This window comes from Sphingomonas bacterium (genome assembly GCF_028292945.1).
GTDB lineage: Bacteria > Pseudomonadota > Alphaproteobacteria > Sphingomonadales > Sphingomonadaceae > Sphingomonas.
The window spans coordinates 1-15,875 of record NZ_JAQGLJ010000015.1 but is presented as its reverse complement, the minus strand read 5'-3'; the positions used below and the strand labels follow the sequence as shown (position 1 = coordinate 15,875).

Sequence of the window (15,875 nt, the reverse complement as noted above, 5' to 3'; positions counted from 1 at the left end):
GGCGTGGAGGTCGGCGGATCGGTCGGGGAGAGGACCGGCGAAAGGGCTGCAATCAACGTCACGCAGCTCGATCAGCAAGGATCGTGCCGAAGCCGGCGGACGGGCATCGGTGCACCCTCCATTGCCCGGATCGCCGCCAGCGCCGCATCGGCATCCGCGCGGGACTGGAGCTTTTCCACCGCCTTGAGGTCGCGTTCGGCCGCCTGCGCGGCATCGCTCGCGGCAACCGCGCGCTGCTCGGCAGCTTCGACGCGCGAGGCCGCGAGGTGCGCGGATTGGTGCAGCCGGTCGCGATAATGCGCCGCTGCCGACAACGAGAAGCCGGCACCCGCTACCGGCGCGGGCGCGATCGCCGCCGCCAGCTGCGCGATGCGGCTGTTGAGCGCGGACTCGCTGGCGGCATGCGCCTCCGCCTGCGCCTGCGCTGCGCGTGCGAGCGAGAGCTGAACGGTACGCACGCGATTGACGCGCGCGAGCTGCTTCGCGCTCGCCCCCATCGCTAGTCGGCGCCGAACACGCCGGTCAACTCGGCGGCCGAATCGGCCAGCGACACGACTTCGTCGGCATCCTGGCGAATGAAGGCGGTGATCGCGGGATGGCTGGCGACGGCGGCGTCGACCTGCGGGTCCGCGCCGGCGCGATAGGCCCCCATCAGGATGAGGTCGCGATTCTCCTCGTAGGTCGCCAGATGGCGCCTGAGCACGCGCGCGGCGCGGACGTGTTCGACCCCGACAATGTCGGTCATCACGCGGCTGACCGACGGGCCGATGTCGATCGCGGGATAGACGCCGCGCTCCGCCAGCGCCCGGCTGAGCACGATGTGGCCGTCCAGGATCGAGCGCGCGGCGTCGACGACGGGGTCGTTGCCGTCGTCGCCGTCCGCCAGCACGGTGTAGATCGCGGTGATCGAGCCGCCGCTGGTCACGCACGCGCCCGCGCGCTCGATCAGATTGGGCAGCATCGCGATCGCCGACGGCGGATAGCCGCGCGCCGACGCGGGTTCGCCCAGCGCCAGCCCGATCTCGCGCCCGGCATGCGCCACGCGGGTCAGCGAATCCATGATCAGCAGCACGCGCTTGCCCTCGGCGCGGAAGCCTTCGGCGATGGCGTGCGTGCGCAGCGCGCCGCGGATCCGCAGCACCGGCGAATGGTTGGCGGGCACCGCGACGACGACGGAGCGCGCGCGCGCCTCGCCCGCGACCTTGGTCTCCATGAAATCCGCGACCTCGCGCGATCGTTCGCCGATCAGGCCGATCACCACCACGTCGGCGGCGGCGGCCTTGACGATCATGCCGAGCAGCACCGACTTGCCGACGCCCGATCCCGCCATGATGCCGATCCGCTGCCCCTGGCCGATGGTGAGCAGGCCGTTGATCGCGCGCACGCCGACGTCGAGCGGCTCGCGCACGCGGCCGCGATCGAGCGGCCCCTGCAGCTTGCCCGCGAGCGGCCAGTGCCGCGCGCCCCTGATCGCGCCCAGCCCGTCGATCGGCTTGCCGGCGCCATCGACGACGCGGCCGAGCAGCGCGGTGCCGACCTCGGCCTCACCCGGCGGCCCGACCGGCTGCACGCGCGCGCCCGGCAGCAGCGGCGCGGGCCCGCCCAGGTTCATCAGCAGCGTCCGGCCCTGGCGGAAACCGATCACCTCGGCCTCGACGCGATCGCCGACCCGGCAAACCGTGCCGACGGGCAGCTGCAGGCCGATCGCTTCCATCAACAGGCCGTCGAACGACGACAGGCGGCCGGACACGCGCGGGCGCGCGGTGAAGTCGGCGCCCGCGAGCGTGTCGAGATAGTCGGTCGCGAAGCGGTTCAGCATGACGGAGTGCTAGGCACCGCCACCTTGTCGATCGCCGCAGCAAGCTGATCGAGCCACAAATCGGGTCCGTCCTCGACCACCGTCGACGCGCTTTCGAGCACGAATCCGCCACGCGCCACTGCGGCATCGCCGACCGCGAATACGGTGGACGGCAGCCGCCCCTCGACCAGCGCGACATCATCGGGATGCAGTCGCAGCAGCGCCGACTCGGCGGCGTCGGCGAGCAGCTCGGTCGCGGTCGCCACCCGCTGCGTGAGCAGGTCCGGCGAGACCCCCGCCTCGCCGACCAGCTTCGTCACCAGCAGCAGCACCGTATCGCGGATCTGCCGGGCGACACGCTCGCGGTCGATGCGCCCGGAGGTGGCGAGCGCCGCCGCGAGACCGGAGAGGAGCGCCCGATCCACCGCACCGCGCTCGGTGGCGGCGGCGAGCGCGGCGGCCTGCCCCTCGGCGAAGCCGGCGGCATGGGCGGTGGCGACGGGATCGAGGAACTCGGACGGCGCGGCGTTGGCATCCAGCGGGTTCCACCCCGCCGTCGGGTTGGTCCCGCGATCGGCGGGGCTGAAATGACGCGGCGTCGCGGCACCTACGGCCACCGCAGCGAAATCGCGCGGCACCGGCGAGAACGCCTGCTGCAACAGCTCGGCGGCGGCGGCGTGGCGGGCGGCGAAGCCGGCCCGGAATGTCTCAGACATAGTCGTCGTCGGCCCCGCCACCCATCTGGATCGTGCCGTCACTCGCCAGCGCGCGAGCGATCTTGATCATCACCTTTTGCGCTTCCATCACCTCGGCGAGCTTGGTGGGCCCACGCGCTTCCATCTCGTCGCGGATGCCGTCGGCGGCGCGTGCGGACATGCAGCCCAGGATGCGGTTGCGCACGGCCTCGTCGCAGCCCTTGAGCGCCTTGACCAGAATCTCGCCGTCGACGTTGCGGATCAGCGAGCCCAAATTCTTGTCGTCCATTTCCAGCAGGTTCTCGAAGACGAACATCGCCTCTTCGATCTGCTTGGCCAGTTCGCGATCCAGCTTGAACAGCTTGGGCATGACGCGCTGCTCGGTCGCCTTGCGTGCACCGGACAGGATCTTCGCCGCCTCGCGCGCGCCACCCAGCGTCACGCCGCCCTGCGTCGAACCGCCCGTGTGGGCTGCGAGCACGCCCTTCAGTGTCTCCACCGCTTCAGGCGTGATCGGGCCGAGCCGCGCGATGCGGTGCAGGATGTCGGGCTGACAGGCATCGGGCAGCAGCTCCAGCACCTGGCCCGCGACTTGCGGGTCCAGGTTGGCGATCAGCACGGCGGCGATCTGCGGATGCTCCTTCTCGATCATCGCCGCGATCTCGCCCGCGTCCATCCATTCGAGCATCTCCAGCTCGCACGCGGCGTCGGACGGGGTGATGCGCGCGAGCACGCTGTCCGCCTTGGTGGTGCCCAGCGCCTTGTTCATCACCGCCTCGATGCGCGGGCGCGGGTCGAACTGGATCGACGAACGCTCACGGGCGCGGTCGACGAAGTCGTCGAGCACGTCCTCGACCGCCTGCTCGCTGACGTCCGCCACCGCGAACATCGCCTTGCCGAGCTGGCGCACTTCTTCGGGGTCGAGCTTTTGAAGGATGGCCGCGGCCTCCTCCTCGCCGACCAGCATCATCAGCACCGCGGCGCGCTCGACGCCGGTGTAGGTGCGCTGCGCAACCGCCGTCACTTCGCGTCCGCCTTGATCATGTCGCGCACCGCCAGCGCGGCGCGCGCGGGATTGTCGCGGGTGAAGCCACGCACCACGCCCAGCCGATCGTCCATCGCCCGCGCCCCGGCGAGCTGGTCGAGCCCGATGGGCGCGGCGACCGCGATGCCGTCCGCGCCGACGCTCAGCATCTGTTGTGGGGTGGCGTCCTCGCGCTTCTTCATCAGCGCCTTGGCGAGCGGCCGCACACCCAGGAACAGCACCAGCAGCGCGATCAGGATCGCAGTTGCATTTCTTGCAAGTACCGGCAGCCAGGCATTGTCATACCACGCCGGACCGCTCTCGACCGCAACTTCCACCCCTGCGAACTTGCGTGAGATGACGGTAACCTGGTCCTGGCGCACCGCGTCAAATCCGACCGCGCTCTTCACCAGATCGGTGACCTGCTGCACTTCCAGCCCCGACCGGCGGCCCTTGTCGGGCTCCCGCAGCAGCACCGCTACGGACAGGCGACGCACCGTGCCGGGCATGTTGCGCGTGACCGATACTTCGCGGCCAAGATCATAGGCGCGCTGGTAATTGTCGGACTGCTTTTCGCCGTTCACGCCTGATCCGCCCGCTACCGGCCTCGCGTCGCCGCTTGTGCCGATGGCGGGCTGCGGCGCTTCCAACGTCGAGGCAGGCGGCGGCGTGTTCGACAGCGCGCCGGGAATCCCGCCCGGCGCCGCAGCACCTGGTGCCTGATTGCCCGTCCAGCTGCCCGTCTCGGCACGCAGCGCGCCCTGCTTGTCATAGCTCTCGCGCGTCGCCTGCGTCTCGTCGAGATTGACCTCGGCCTGCACTTCGGCGGTGAAGTTGCCCGCGCCATAGAGCGGCGTCAGCAGCTGGGTGAGCTGTTGCCGATACTTTTCCTCGACGCGGCGCTGAAACGCGATGCGCTTGTCGCCCGCCGCTTCGCCCGCGTCCGCACCGCCCGATTTCGACAGCAGCGCGCCGAGCTGATCGACGATCGTCACCGCATCGGGCTTCATCCCCGGCACCGAAGAGGCGACGAGGTTGACGATCGACGACACCTGCGCATCCGACAGCGAGCGTCCGGCCTGTAGCTTGACGATGACGCTGGCGCTCGGTGCCGCCTTGTCGCGCACGAACACCGATTGTTCGGGCGTGGCGAGATGGACGCGGGCGTCGGCGACGGCGTCGATCTCCTGGATGGAACGGGCAAGCTCGGTCTCGCGGGCCTGGCGCAATCGCTCGCCCTCTACGGCGCGACTGACGCCCATCGGCAGCTGGTCGAGCAGCGCGTACCCGCCGGGAGCGGCTTTGGGCAGGCCCTGCCCCGCCAGCAACATGCGGGCGCGGCTGTAATCTTCTTCGGCCACGGTCAGCGAGCCGGTGCCCTCGTCGATGCTGCTGGCGATGCCGCCCTGTTGCAGCGCAGACGTGACCGCGGCCTTGTCGGCATCGGGCAGGCCGCTGAACAATGGCTTCTGCGGCGCGGACGACAACGACATCCACGCAAGCGCGGCGGCACCGATCAGCGCCACCATCAGGATCATCGGCAGCGAGCGGCGCACGGCGGGTTGTGCCAGCATCCCGCGCATCTGTTGCAGTGGGTTGGCGAAGCGCTCCGGAAGCGCCGTTGCGCCAGAAGCTATTGGGGTGGTGAGAGCCGTGCTCATCTTACACCGACATGCTCATGATGTCCTTGTAGGCGGACAGGATCTTGTTCCTGACCTGCAGCGTCGCCTCGAACCCGATCGACGCCTGCTGGCGGGCGAGCATCACCTTGGCGATGTCGACCGTCTCGCCCCGTTCGTACGAGGCAGACAGGCGCGACGCTTCCGACTGACCGTCATTGACCTGCTTGAGCGCCGTTTCGAGCGTGTCGGCGAAGCTGGTCGGCCCCGCCTTCGACGGCGCTTCCGTCGGCCCGGTTGCGCCGGCACGCGACAGCGCCTCGTTGCGCGCCAGGATCTCCGCACGCAATTGCATGACGCGGTCGACGCTCATCGCGCCGCCGATGGACGAGATGCCGCTCATGCGCGGCGTGCCCAGCTATGCGGGGCGACGATGTCTTCGCCCTGCTCGCGCGCCTTGGCGAGGCGATAGCGCAGCGTCCGCTCCGAGATGCCGAGCCGACGCGCGGTCTCGATCCGGCTGCCGTTGCACGCGTTGAGCGTGTCGCGGATCGCCTGGAACTCGCTCATCTGCACGACCTTGCCGAGCGTGGCATCGGCGGGCGGCGCTGCGGACGGCACCGGTGTCGCAACCGGCATCGCCGGCAGGAAGGTGAAGGAGATCGCGCGATCGAAGACGATGTGGCTCGCTTCGATCGTGTCGCCACCAGCGAACAGCAACGCACGCTGGATCACGTTTTCCAGCTCGCGGACATTGCCCGGCCAGTCGTGGCGCAGCAGCGCGTCTAGTGCGTCGGAGGTCGGCCAGGGCACTGTCGCACGGTTGCCGACATGACGCAGGATCATGGTCGCCGCGAGCGAGGCAATATCCTCCGGCCGTTCCGCGAGCGGCTTGGTGGCAAGCGGAAACACCGCCAGCCGATAATAGAGATCGGCACGGAAGCGGCCGGCGGCAACTTCGGTCTGCAAGTCGCGATTGGCGCAGGCGATGACGCGGACATCAATCGATTGCGGCACGGACGCGCCGAGCGGCACTACCTCGCGCTCCTGCAGCACACGCAACAGTTTCGCTTGTAGCGACAACGGCATCTCGGCGATCTCGTCGAGCAGCAGCGTGCCGCCGTCGGCCGCCCGGAAAAAACCTTCGCTGGCTCCCGCCGCGCCGGTGAACGCACCCTTCTGATGCCCGAACAGCAATGCTTCCAGCATCGATTCCGGCAACGCGGCGCAGTTGATGGCGATGAACGGCCCCGCGCGCCGGGGGGATTGATTGTGGATGGTGCGTGCCAGCACTTCCTTGCCGGTGCCGGTCGGACCGTTGATCAGCACGGTGATGTCGGCCTGTGCGACGCGCTCGGCGAGCGCCAGTAGCGCCAGGCTTTCCGGATCGGCGGCGGTCGGCATGTCGGGCCCGGCGACGAGCGCGCGCGCAAAGCCGTAGCCGATGCGTGCGTCCGCCTGCCCAAACGAAATGCGCGCCGGATTACCGTCGCGGGCGGGCTGCACGAAGCGGCCCTCCTCGCCGATGATGACGGTGCGCGCCGGCGCCGGTGCCACCTCGCCATCGGCGATCAGGAACAGGTCGCCCGGTGCGGGCAGACCGCTGCCGAACGTGCCGACGCCGAACCCCTGCGCACGAAGCGAAGAGACCAGCGCGAAGCGGCGGGTAGTGATGGCGGCTGACGGGAAGATCGAACGCATGAGAAACCCCTCTGACGGGTCCAGATGCGGCCAAGGTGGTAAAGCGACCGTTAACCGCGTTGCCGCCCGGCAGGTTTTTTCCGGGCGCGACGCCCGCTCACGCGCACGCGAGGCCGCCGTCGATTTTCTCCTAAAGCCACCGGCGACACGGCCGTTATCCATCGTGACGGCTCGGCCCTTCCGCTCAGGGGGCGGCGGGGGGGCGTCAGGCAACGAAGGAGTTTTCTCATGACTGTGATCGGAACCAACACCGCATCGCTGCGCGCCGCGAATGCGTCGACCAGCGCCAACATGAGCCTGCAGACGGCGATGGAGCGCCTGTCGACCGGCAAGCGCATCAACACCGCCAAGGACGATGCCGCCGGCCTAGCCATCGCGTCGTCGATGACCAGCCAGGTGCGTGGCATGAACCAGGCGATCCGCAACGCCAATGACGGCATCTCGATGGCGCAGACCGCCGAGGGCGCGCTGGGCGAACTGACCAACATGCTGCAGCGCGTCCGCGAGCTGGCGGTTCAGTCCGCGTCGGGCACGTACAGCGATGACGATCGTGCCAATCTGCAGGCCGAAGTGTCGCAGCTGACCACGCAGATCAGCGACATCATGAGCAATTCGAAGTACAATGGCGTGACGCTGTTCACCAATGCCGCTTCGACCGAAACGGCGACGGCAGACGGCAACACCAAGGTCGTGTCGATCCAGACCGGCGCCAACAGCGCCGACACGGTCGACCTGAAGATCAAGGCGTTGAATCTGACGTCGATCACTGGTTCGGCTGCAGTCGCGGCGAGCAGCGACTTCGTCGCGGCATCCGATGGTGGCACGCCGGCCGATACGTCGGACGATACCGCGCAGGTCGGCACCGCGGCAACGGCGGCAACGACCGGGCTGAGCATCACTTCGCAGACGACGGCGAGCAGCGCGCTGGCGACGCTCGACACCGCACTCAAGGACGTGAACTCGGTTCGCGCCAACCTGGGCGCGGCACAGAGCCGCATGCAGTCGGTGGTCAACAACCTGACCAACAACGTCACCAACCTGACGGACGCACGCAGCCGCATCGAGGACGCGGACTTCTCCGCCGAGACGGCGGCGCTGGCGAAGGCCCAGATCCTGACCCAGGCGTCGACGGCGATGCTCGCTCAGGCGAACCAGAGCCAGCAGGGCGTGCTGAAGCTGCTCCAGTAATCCGGCTCGGCGCCGGCACCGCCCCCGAAAGGGTGTCGGCGCCGGCCCTCTGGCGGAGGGCAAACGGACCCCGGCACGCGGCAACGCGCGTCGGGGTTTCGTGCGTGCTCGCTCGTTGCATCGCGCGACGTGCCGACTATCGTGTGGCCGTTCCTTCGCCAGAAAGGCCACCATGTTCCGCTTGTCCCTCGTGCTGCTCGCCCTCGCTTCCCCCGCCCATGCGCAACTGACGCGGCAACCGCCCGCGACCACAGCGACAGCGATCGAGGATGCCCGATTGGTCGCGTTCCTCGACAAGGCGTTCGACGAACAGGTGGCGACCAGCCCGGAGACGCAGACCGCGCTGGGACTGAAGACCAATTACGATCGGCTCAACGACCATACCGATGCCGCCAATGTGCGCCGTCGCGATCTTGGCGAACGGCAGCTGGCCGACATGCGGCGGCAGTTCTCGCCCGAGCGGCTCGGGCCGAGCGGGCGGCTGAGCTATCGCTTGTTCGAACAACAGGTGGTGCGCGGCCGCGACGGCTTTCGTTTCCGCAAACACGGCTTCCCGGCGTCGACCAACGGCAGCCCGATGGGTTCGATCCCCGTCTTCCTGATCAACAATCACCGTGTCGGCAGCGTCGCCGATGCCGACGCTTACGTCGCCCGCCTGCGCGATACGGAGCGGGTGATGCGCGAGACGGCGGCGCTGATGCGCGAACAGGCGGCGCTGGGCATCGTCCCGCCGCGCCTCAACTTCGCGCCGGTACGGGCGGACGGTCGCAAGGTGCTCGCCGGTGCCCCCTTCGTGGATGGTCCTGATTCGGCAGTGATGGCGGATTTTCGCAAGAAGGTCGGCGCGCTATCCGTGGCACAGGCCGAGAAGGACCGGCTGATCGCTGCCGCTGGCGCGGCGCTGACCGGGCCCTTCAGGCGCGGCTATGACACCATGTTCGCGGCGCTCGACGAGGTCGAACTCAAGGCGACCGGCAACAACGGCGCATGGGCGCTACCCGACGGCGCCGCCTTTTACGCCAACCGCCTGCGCGGCGCGACGACGACCGAAATGACGGCAGACCAGATTCATCAGCTCGGCCTGCGTCAGGTCGCTGCGATTCGCGCCGAGATGGAGGCCGTCAAACGCCGCGTCGGCTTCGCGGGCTCGCTGGAACAGTTCTTCCAACAAGTCCGCACGGACCCGCGCCATAAATACCCGAACACCGACGCCGGTCGCGAAGCCTATCTGGCCGACGCACGCAAGGTGGTGGCGACGATGATGACGGCCGCGCCGCGCTTCTTTTCCGTCCTGCCCAAGGCCGGGCTGGAGGTGCGGGCGGTGGAGAAGTGGCGCGAGGGCACCGCGTCGACCGCGTTCTACAATCGGCCGGCGCCTGACGGATCGCGGCCTGGCATCTTCTACGTCAATCTTGCCGACATGACGCAGTCGCACAAGATCCAGCTGACCGGCATCGCGGTTCACGAAGGCGCGCCGGGCCATCATTTCCAGATCGCCCGCGCGATGGAGCTGCCGTCGCTGCCGCGCTTCCGCACGATGGGCGGCTATGGCGCCTATTCCGAGGGCTGGGGCCTCTACACCGAGCGGCTCGCGAAGGAGATGGGCGCCTATGGTGACCCCTATGCCGAGTTCGGGATGCTGTCGCTGCAGGTCTGGCGCGCGATCCGGCTGGTGCTCGACACCGGCATCCATGCCAAGCGCTGGACCCGCGAGCAGGCGGTCGCCTATTTCAAGGCGAACAGCTCGATCAGCGATACCGACATCGCGCGCGAGGTCGATCGCTACATCAACAATCCCGGCCAGGCGACGAGCTACATGGTCGGTCAGCTCAAGATCGCCGAGCTGCGCGCGAAGGCGGAGCGCGACCTGGGCGCGCGGTTCGATATCCGCGACTTCCATGAAGCGGTGCTGGCGCAGGGCGCGCTGCCGCTGGACGTGCTGGAGGAGGAAGTGAACCGCTACATCGCGACGAAGAAGAGCTAGGCGCGCTCCAGCGCCGGCATTGTTCAGGCGCGCTCCAGCGCCGGCATTGTTCAGGCGCGCTCCAGCGCGCGGGCACGGCGGCGCTGGACCGAGCTGCCGATGCCCATGCCTTCGCGGTATTTGGCGACGGTGCGCCGGGCGATGTCGAAGCCCTTGCCCTGCAATCGCTCGACCAGCGTATCGTCCGACAGCACCTGATCGCCCTCCGCCGCGATCAACGCCTTGAGCGCGCTGCGCACCGCTTCGGCCGATACCGCATCGCCCCCGTCTGCCGCCTGGATCGCGGAAGTGAAGAAATATTTGAGCTCGTACAGCCCGCGTGCGCAGCTCAGATACTTGTTCGACGTCACGCGGCTGACCGTCGATTCGTGCATCTCGATCGCGTCGGCGACGCGGGCGAGCGTCATGGGCCTGAGGTGCGCGACGCCGTGAAGGAAGAACGCTTCCTGCTGCTTCACGATCTCGGTGGCGACACGGATGATCGTTCGCTGCCGCTGGTCGAGCGCCTTTACCAGCCAGTTGGCGCTGGCGAGCATGTCGCCTAGCCACGCTTTCGCCGCCTTGTCCTGCGGTCCCGAGGACAGCTCGGCATGATACCGACGGTTGACCAGCACGCGCGGCAGCGTCGCGGCGTTGAGCTCGATCGCCCAGCCGGCCTTTGTCCGTGCGACGAACAGGTCGGGCACCACCGACTGGACCGGCTCGCCGCCATAACGGCAGCCCGGTTTTGGATCGTACCCCCGCAGTTCGCGGATCATGTCGGCCATGTCCTCGTCGTCGACGCCGCACATGCGCTTCAATCGCGCCAGGTCGCCGCGCGCGAGCAGATCGAGATTGTCGAGCAGCCGCGCCATGCACGGATCGTAGCGGTCCGCCTCCTTGGCCTGCAGCGCGAGGCATTCCGACAGGTCGCGCGCGCCGACGCCGGTCGGGTCGAGGGTCTGGACGGTGGCGAGCACCGCCTCGACCCGTGCCTTGGGCACACCCAGCCGCAGCGCGATGTCGAGCAGCGGTACAAGCAGATACCCGGCCTCGTCGATCTGATCGATCAGGTGGTGGGCGATGAACAGGTCGGCGGCATCCACCGCCGCCCCCGCCTGCGCGAGCAGGTGATCGGCGAGGCTGGCCGGCGGCGCGCCGAGCGAATCGAGGTCGGGCAGTTCCTCTCCACCAGCACCGCCGCCGATCGAGCCGATGGACAAGGCGGCTTCGGTGGGCCCGTCGTCGAACCGCTCGGCGGCGACATCGACGTCCAGCGCCGCCTCGCCCGTCGCGGTTCCGCCCATCACCAGTTCGTCCGCACCCGCCGCCTCGCGCTCGACCGGCTCGGCGCGCACGACCTCGTCCGTCTGGGTCGCGTCGAGCAGCGGGTTGCGCTCGACCTCCTCGGCAATGAACGCCTCGATCTCCAGATTGGACAGCGCGAGCAGCTTGATCGCCTGCTGCAGCTGCGGCGTCATCACCAGCGACTGCGACTGGCGCAGATCGAGGCGGGGAGCCAAGCTCATGATTACAGCTCGAAGCTCTCGCCCAGATACAGCCGGCGGACATTCTCGTCGGCGACCAGCGCTTCGGGCGAGCCGGTGAACAGCACCCGGCCGTCATAGATGATGTAGGCGCGGTCAACGATGTCGAGCGTCTCGCGGACGTTGTGATCGGTGATCAGCACGCCGATGTCGCGGCGTTTGAGGTCCTTTACCAAGTCACGGATGTCGGCGATCGAGATCGGATCGATGCCGGCGAACGGCTCGTCGAGCAGCATGATCGACGGATCGGCAGCCAGAGCACGCGCGATCTCCGCGCGGCGGCGCTCGCCCCCCGACAGCGCCATGGCGGGCGCGGCGCGCAGGCGGGTAAGGCCGAAATCGTCGAGCAGCGTATCGAGCTTCTGCTGGCGAACCGCCTTGTCGGGCTCGGACAGCTCGAGCACGGTGAGGATGTTCTTCTCGATCGACAGCCCGCGAAAGATCGAGGTTTCCTGCGGCAGATAGCCCAGCCCCAGGATCGCGCGCCGGTACATGGGCAGACCGGTGATGTCGTCGCCATCCAGCATGATGCGACCCGAATCGGGCTTTACCAGGCCCATGACCGAATAGAAGCAGGTCGTCTTGCCCGCCCCGTTGGGGCCGAGCAGCCCGACCACCTCGCCACGGCCCACCGATACGGAGACATCGGCCAGCACCGTGCGCTTGTCGTATGACTTTGCGATCGACACGACCTGCAGACCGCGGTCGACCGGCGGCTCGTCCAACGACGAGGGCAGCGTCTGGGTCAGGGCATCCATGCGTCGCGGGCCTCGCAGACAGTGGTTAACGGTTCGTTACGCCCAACAGCATCGCCAACCGCCTTGGCAGGATTCCTGCATGAGTTCGCGACGCTTCGCCAGCCCGTATCGTGTTTAGCCGCTCAGTTGCGGTTGGGAACGGAGAACGTGCCCGTGACGCGGCCCCCGCGCGTCCTCGTCCCGGCCGCGCTGGCGCCGCCGCTGCCCACCGAGGAACCGTCGATCACCGCGCGGCCGGTGTCGAGGTTGAGCGTCAACCGCCCGCCATTGACCGTGTTCGGCCCCTGCGTCAGCGTCACCGCGCCCAGCATGGTGATGACGCGCCGGTTGAGGTCGTAGATGGCATAGGACGCGCGCGCCGTCTGATCGGGGCGGCGAACCGTCACTCCACCCGAAGCATCCAGCCGCGACACCTGCGGGTTTCCGCCCACCACCTGCCCCGTATAGGCGACCGTCATCCGGGCCGCAGTGAGGTTGAGGTCAGCCTGACGCACCGAAACGTTGCCCGACAGCACCGCACGGTTGGCGCGGTCCTGCAATTCAATTTGATTGGCGCCGAAGTCGATCGGCGCGTTGGTGTTGTGGCGGGTTTGCGCATTCAGCGGCGTGACGAGGGCAAGGATCAGGAGCAGGGACGCGCGCATGGGTCCTATCTTGGTCCTCGCGGCTGGATGCGCAAGCGGGCGTTGCCATCCAGCAACACCGTGCGACCTTCCAGGTCGGCACGCAGATGGTTGGCGGAAAAGCTGCCCTGCCGGACGTTGCCGGTCACCGCGCCGCTGCCGACGAGGCGCCGGGTCTTGAGGTCGACCAATGCGTCGTGCGTGTCGAGGCGATAGCCATTGGCGGCGTCGAAGCGCACCGGCCCGTCCACCTGCACCTGCTCGTTGTCCATGTCGTACCGGCCGTTGCCCGCAGTAAGCCGCGCGGGACCGTCGCTAAGCCGGATGCGCGCGTTGAGGTCGTTGAGTTCCACCACCGGTTCGGCCGAGGTGCGCTGCACCGCCGAGCCGGCGTCCAACGTGAATGGCTGGCCCTTCGCGTCCTGCCCGCGATATTGCGCGGCCTGGATCTTCATCCGCTCCTTGGCCACCTCGACCTCGTTCTTGTCGAGCACGAACGACACGTCGCCGCCGGAGTAGATCGGCGCCATGACCAGGAAGGCGGCGAGCACACCGACACCGACGGGCAGCGCGAACGAGAGCAGGCCGATCAGCTTGTCGTGACTGCCGCCCGGCGCCGCCCATTGCTGGCGAGTCGAGCGCTCGCGTCGTGCCGGCGCCGAGACAGGCCCTGAGCCAAGTCGGGCATCAAGCATGAGCAAAGATATCGATCTCGGGCCAGCCGGCAAGATCGAGCGCGGCGCGGGTCGGCAGGAAATCGAAGCAGGCCTGGGCCAACGCCATCCGGTTCTCGCGCACGAGGCGTCGTTCCAGCTCGTCCTTGAGCCGGTGGAGGAAGCGCACGTCCGACGCGGCGTACTCACGCTGCGCGTCCGACAAGTCGGGTCCGCCCCAATCCGACGACTGCTGCTGCTTGGAGAGATCCTGGCCCAGCAGTTCCTTAACCAGCTCCTTCAGTCCATGCCGGTCGGTGTAAGTACGGATCAGCCGCGAGGCGATCTTGGTGTCCCAGGCGGGGGCTGCGAGAATGCCGAGATAATGCTGGAGCGCGGCGATGTCGAAACGCCCGAAATGATAGAGCTTCAACCTTGCCGGATCTGCCAACAATGCCTTGAGGCGCGGCGCGGCATAGTCGCTGCCCGGCGAGAAGCGGACCAGATGCTCGTCGCCACCACCGTCCGACAGCTGCACAACGCACAGCCGGTCGCGCGGCGTGATCAGGCCCATCGTCTCCGTGTCGACAGCGATCGCGGCACCCGGCGCGAACATCGCATCGGCGGGCAGGTCTTCCTCGTGCAGGTGAACGGTCAATGCGCCGCTCCCGCGGTGCCGGCAGCAGCCAGCCGTTCGCGACGCTTGCGCGCCAGGATGTTGAGCAGCTCGACCAGCACCGAAAAGCCCATCGCGGCGTAGATATAGCCTTTGGGCACATGCACGCCGAAACCGTCGGCTATCAAAACCGCGCCGATCATCAGCAGGAACGCCAGTGCCAGCATCACCACCGTGGGATTATGCTCGATGAACCTGGCCAGCGGATCGGCGGCGAGGAACATGATCCCGACCGTGACCACGATCGCGACCGCCATCACCGGGACGTCGTCGGTCATGCCGATCGCGGTCAGGATCGAATCGATCGAGAAGACGAGATTGAGCGCGGCAATCTGCGCAATCGCGGCCCCGAAGCTGACGGCGACATGTCCCTTCTTGTCCAGCATGTCGCCGGACGCCTCAGGGTCGACCGCATGGTGGACCTCCTTGGTCGCCTTCCACACCAGAAACAGCCCGCCTGCGATCAGGATCAGGTCGCGGCCGGAGAAGGCGGTCTCGAACGCCGGTTGCCCGTGTTCGCCGACCGGTCCCACCCATCCCAGGTCGAACAGCGGCGCGCTGAGCGAGATGATCCAGGCGATCGCCGCCAGCAGCACGAGGCGAAGGATCAACGCCAGCGCGATCCCGATCCGCCGCGCGCGGCGCTGCTGCTCGGGCGGCAGCTTGTTCGACAGGATCGCGACGAACACCAGATTGTCGATGCCGAGCACGACCTCCAGCACGATCAGCGTCAGCAGTGCGATCCACGTCGCCGGGTCGGAGAAGAGGGTGATGATGTCTGTCATGCGTCCACCTGTGCCGTTCCGGCCACGGTAAGGCAATGATCCACTTCGCGCCTGCACGAATCGAGTCGCAGGGCGACAAGGAATAGGCTATGGCGGAATTGAGGCGCAGAAGGTTTCGCGCCCGACTCCCTCCGTCTGTCGTCCGACGGGGGGTGGCAAGAGCTTGGACGAGCCGGGAAGACTGACAGGGTTATGAGTTTCGATAAAGGTGGCCGCGGCAATCGTGGCGGGCGTGGTCGTGACAAGCGCGACGGCTTTGGTGGCGACGAGCCGAGCGGCGGCGGCGACTTCGGCGGCGGCGGGTTCAACGCGGGCGGCGGTGGTTTCGGCGGCGGCGGCTTTGGCGGCGGCGGCGGTAGCGGCGGCTTTGGCGGCGGCGGCGGTTTCCGTGGCGGCGGCGGTGGCGGCTTCGGCGGCGGCAATGGGGGCGGCGGCGGTGGTTTCCGTGGCGGCGGCGGTGGCGGCTTCAGCGGCGGTGGCGGCGGCGGCGGCGGCAACCGCATGCCCCCGCAGGTCGTCGGCGAGGGCACCGGTGTGGTTAAGTTCTTCAACGCACAGAAGGGCTTCGGCTTCGTGGTGCGTGATGACGGCGGCGAGGACGTGTTCGTCCACATCTCCGCGGTCGAGCAGGCAGGCCTGACGGCGCTCGCCGAAGGTCAGCCGCTCGGCTTCACGCTGGTGGATCGCGGCGGTCGCATCTCGGCAACCGAGCTCAAGATCGATGGCGAGCCGATGGCGGTCAGCGATCGTCCGGCACCGCGCGAGCCTCGCGAGAGCGGCGGCTTCGGTGGCGGGGATCGCGGCCCGCGTGCGGGCGGGGGCGGCGGCTTCGGCGGGGCCGGTGG

16 protein-coding genes are annotated in these 15,875 nt (G+C 68.3%); 3 read left to right on the top strand and 13 right to left on the bottom strand.

The features are described 5' to 3' along the window. Nucleotides 1-71: 71 nt before the first annotated feature. The 7 genes from JWN21_RS01890 to JWN21_RS01860 are packed head-to-tail and all read right to left on the bottom strand — an operon-like array spanning nt 72 to nt 6,837. Nucleotides 72-497, bottom strand: a complete 426-nt coding sequence (locus JWN21_RS01890) for a hypothetical protein (RefSeq protein WP_299645711.1) — start codon at nt 495-497, stop codon at nt 72-74. A gap of 2 nt (nt 498-499) precedes the next feature. Then, nucleotides 500-1,819 (bottom strand): FliI/YscN family ATPase, encoded by a 1,320-nt coding sequence (locus JWN21_RS01885; RefSeq protein ID WP_299645710.1) that lies wholly within the window; start codon nt 1,817-1,819, stop codon nt 500-502. Further along, nucleotides 1,813-2,514: a FliH/SctL family protein gene (locus JWN21_RS01880; RefSeq protein WP_299645709.1), complete on the bottom strand. Its 702-nt coding sequence runs from the start codon at nt 2,512-2,514 to the stop codon at nt 1,813-1,815. Before JWN21_RS01880 ends, JWN21_RS01885 begins: the two co-directional genes overlap by 7 nt. Continuing rightward, nucleotides 2,507-3,517, bottom strand: coding sequence for a flagellar motor switch protein FliG (gene fliG / locus JWN21_RS01875; protein ID WP_299645708.1), 1,011 nt, complete (start codon nt 3,515-3,517; stop codon nt 2,507-2,509). Before fliG ends, JWN21_RS01880 begins: the two co-directional genes overlap by 8 nt. Next, nucleotides 3,514-5,178, bottom strand: coding sequence for a flagellar basal-body MS-ring/collar protein FliF (gene fliF, locus JWN21_RS01870; RefSeq protein WP_299645707.1), 1,665 nt, complete (start codon nt 5,176-5,178; stop codon nt 3,514-3,516). Before fliF ends, fliG begins: the two co-directional genes overlap by 4 nt. Before the next feature lies 1 nt (nt 5,179). Next, the gene (gene fliE, locus JWN21_RS01865; protein ID WP_299645706.1) at nt 5,180-5,539 is read right to left on the bottom strand and encodes a flagellar hook-basal body complex protein FliE; all 360 of its coding nucleotides are present in this window, start codon (nt 5,537-5,539) and stop codon (nt 5,180-5,182) included. Then, a complete protein-coding gene (locus tag JWN21_RS01860) occupies nt 5,536-6,837 on the bottom strand; it encodes a sigma-54-dependent Fis family transcriptional regulator (protein ID WP_299645705.1) in 1,302 nt (433 codons plus the stop codon). The genes fliE and JWN21_RS01860 overlap by 4 nt, the downstream gene beginning before the upstream one ends. A 228-nt stretch (nt 6,838-7,065) precedes the next feature. On the opposite strand from JWN21_RS01860, the gene JWN21_RS01855 reads away from it, so the two are divergent. Both JWN21_RS01855 and JWN21_RS01850 read left to right on the top strand, forming a co-directional pair. Beyond that, nucleotides 7,066-8,025, top strand: a complete 960-nt coding sequence (locus JWN21_RS01855; protein ID WP_299645704.1) for a flagellin — start codon at nt 7,066-7,068, stop codon at nt 8,023-8,025. A 172-nt stretch (nt 8,026-8,197) separates the two neighbouring features. Further along, entirely contained in the window at nt 8,198-10,009 is a 1,812-nt protein-coding gene (locus JWN21_RS01850; protein WP_299645703.1) for a DUF885 family protein, read from the top strand. 50 nt (nt 10,010-10,059) lie between these two features. Here the strand turns inward: JWN21_RS01850 and rpoN are convergent, their stop codons facing one another. From rpoN to JWN21_RS01820, 6 genes are all read right to left on the bottom strand, one after another. Continuing rightward, nucleotides 10,060-11,517: an RNA polymerase factor sigma-54 gene (rpoN, locus tag JWN21_RS01845; protein WP_299645702.1), complete on the bottom strand. Its 1,458-nt coding sequence runs from the start codon at nt 11,515-11,517 to the stop codon at nt 10,060-10,062. Nucleotides 11,518-11,519: 2 nt separating this feature from the next. Beyond that, nucleotides 11,520-12,293 carry an LPS export ABC transporter ATP-binding protein gene (lptB, locus tag JWN21_RS01840; RefSeq protein ID WP_299645701.1) on the bottom strand — a complete coding sequence of 258 codons (774 nt, stop codon included), beginning with the start codon at nt 12,291-12,293 and terminating at the stop codon, nt 11,520-11,522. A gap of 122 nt (nt 12,294-12,415) precedes the next feature. After that, nucleotides 12,416-12,937, bottom strand: coding sequence for an LptA/OstA family protein (locus JWN21_RS01835; protein WP_299645700.1), 522 nt, complete (start codon nt 12,935-12,937; stop codon nt 12,416-12,418). Nucleotides 12,938-12,942: 5 nt separating this feature from the next. Further along, nucleotides 12,943-13,611 (bottom strand): LPS export ABC transporter periplasmic protein LptC, encoded by a 669-nt coding sequence (gene lptC / locus JWN21_RS01830; RefSeq protein WP_299645699.1) that lies wholly within the window; start codon nt 13,609-13,611, stop codon nt 12,943-12,945. After that, nucleotides 13,604-14,227 carry a ribonuclease D gene (locus tag JWN21_RS01825; RefSeq protein WP_299645698.1) on the bottom strand — a complete coding sequence of 208 codons (624 nt, stop codon included), beginning with the start codon at nt 14,225-14,227 and terminating at the stop codon, nt 13,604-13,606. The genes lptC and JWN21_RS01825 overlap by 8 nt, the downstream gene beginning before the upstream one ends. After that, on the bottom strand, nt 14,224-15,030 hold the full coding sequence (locus JWN21_RS01820; protein ID WP_299645697.1) for a TerC family protein: 807 nt from the start codon (nt 15,028-15,030) through the stop codon (nt 14,224-14,226). Before JWN21_RS01820 ends, JWN21_RS01825 begins: the two co-directional genes overlap by 4 nt. Before the next feature lie 192 nt (nt 15,031-15,222). Here JWN21_RS01820 and JWN21_RS01815 point away from each other — a divergent pair. Continuing rightward, nucleotides 15,223-15,875 (top strand): cold-shock protein (locus tag JWN21_RS01815; protein WP_299645696.1); only part of this gene is annotated, 653 nt, incomplete at its 3' end.

Coding starts and splice junctions, on each gene's coding strand:
- JWN21_RS01855 (WP_299645704.1), top strand. CDS start 7,066: ATGACTGTGATCGGAACCAACACCGCATCGCTGCGCGCCGCGAATGCG.
- JWN21_RS01850 (WP_299645703.1), top strand. CDS start 8,198: ATGTTCCGCTTGTCCCTCGTGCTGCTCGCCCTCGCTTCCCCCGCCCAT.
- JWN21_RS01885 (WP_299645710.1), bottom strand. CDS start 1,819: ATGCTGAACCGCTTCGCGACCGACTATCTCGACACGCTCGCGGGCGCC.
- JWN21_RS01835 (WP_299645700.1), bottom strand. CDS start 12,937: ATGCGCGCGTCCCTGCTCCTGATCCTTGCCCTCGTCACGCCGCTGAAT.
- JWN21_RS01890 (WP_299645711.1), bottom strand. CDS start 497: ATGGGGGCGAGCGCGAAGCAGCTCGCGCGCGTCAATCGCGTGCGTACC.
- JWN21_RS01860 (WP_299645705.1), bottom strand. CDS start 6,837: ATGCGTTCGATCTTCCCGTCAGCCGCCATCACTACCCGCCGCTTCGCG.
- fliE (WP_299645706.1), bottom strand. CDS start 5,539: ATGAGCGGCATCTCGTCCATCGGCGGCGCGATGAGCGTCGACCGCGTC.
- JWN21_RS01820 (WP_299645697.1), bottom strand. CDS start 15,030: ATGACAGACATCATCACCCTCTTCTCCGACCCGGCGACGTGGATCGCA.
- lptC (WP_299645699.1), bottom strand. CDS start 13,611: ATGCTTGATGCCCGACTTGGCTCAGGGCCTGTCTCGGCGCCGGCACGA.
- JWN21_RS01880 (WP_299645709.1), bottom strand. CDS start 2,514: ATGTCTGAGACATTCCGGGCCGGCTTCGCCGCCCGCCACGCCGCCGCC.
- rpoN (WP_299645702.1), bottom strand. CDS start 11,517: ATGAGCTTGGCTCCCCGCCTCGATCTGCGCCAGTCGCAGTCGCTGGTG.
- lptB (WP_299645701.1), bottom strand. CDS start 12,293: ATGGATGCCCTGACCCAGACGCTGCCCTCGTCGTTGGACGAGCCGCCG.
- fliF (WP_299645707.1), bottom strand. CDS start 5,178: ATGAGCACGGCTCTCACCACCCCAATAGCTTCTGGCGCAACGGCGCTT.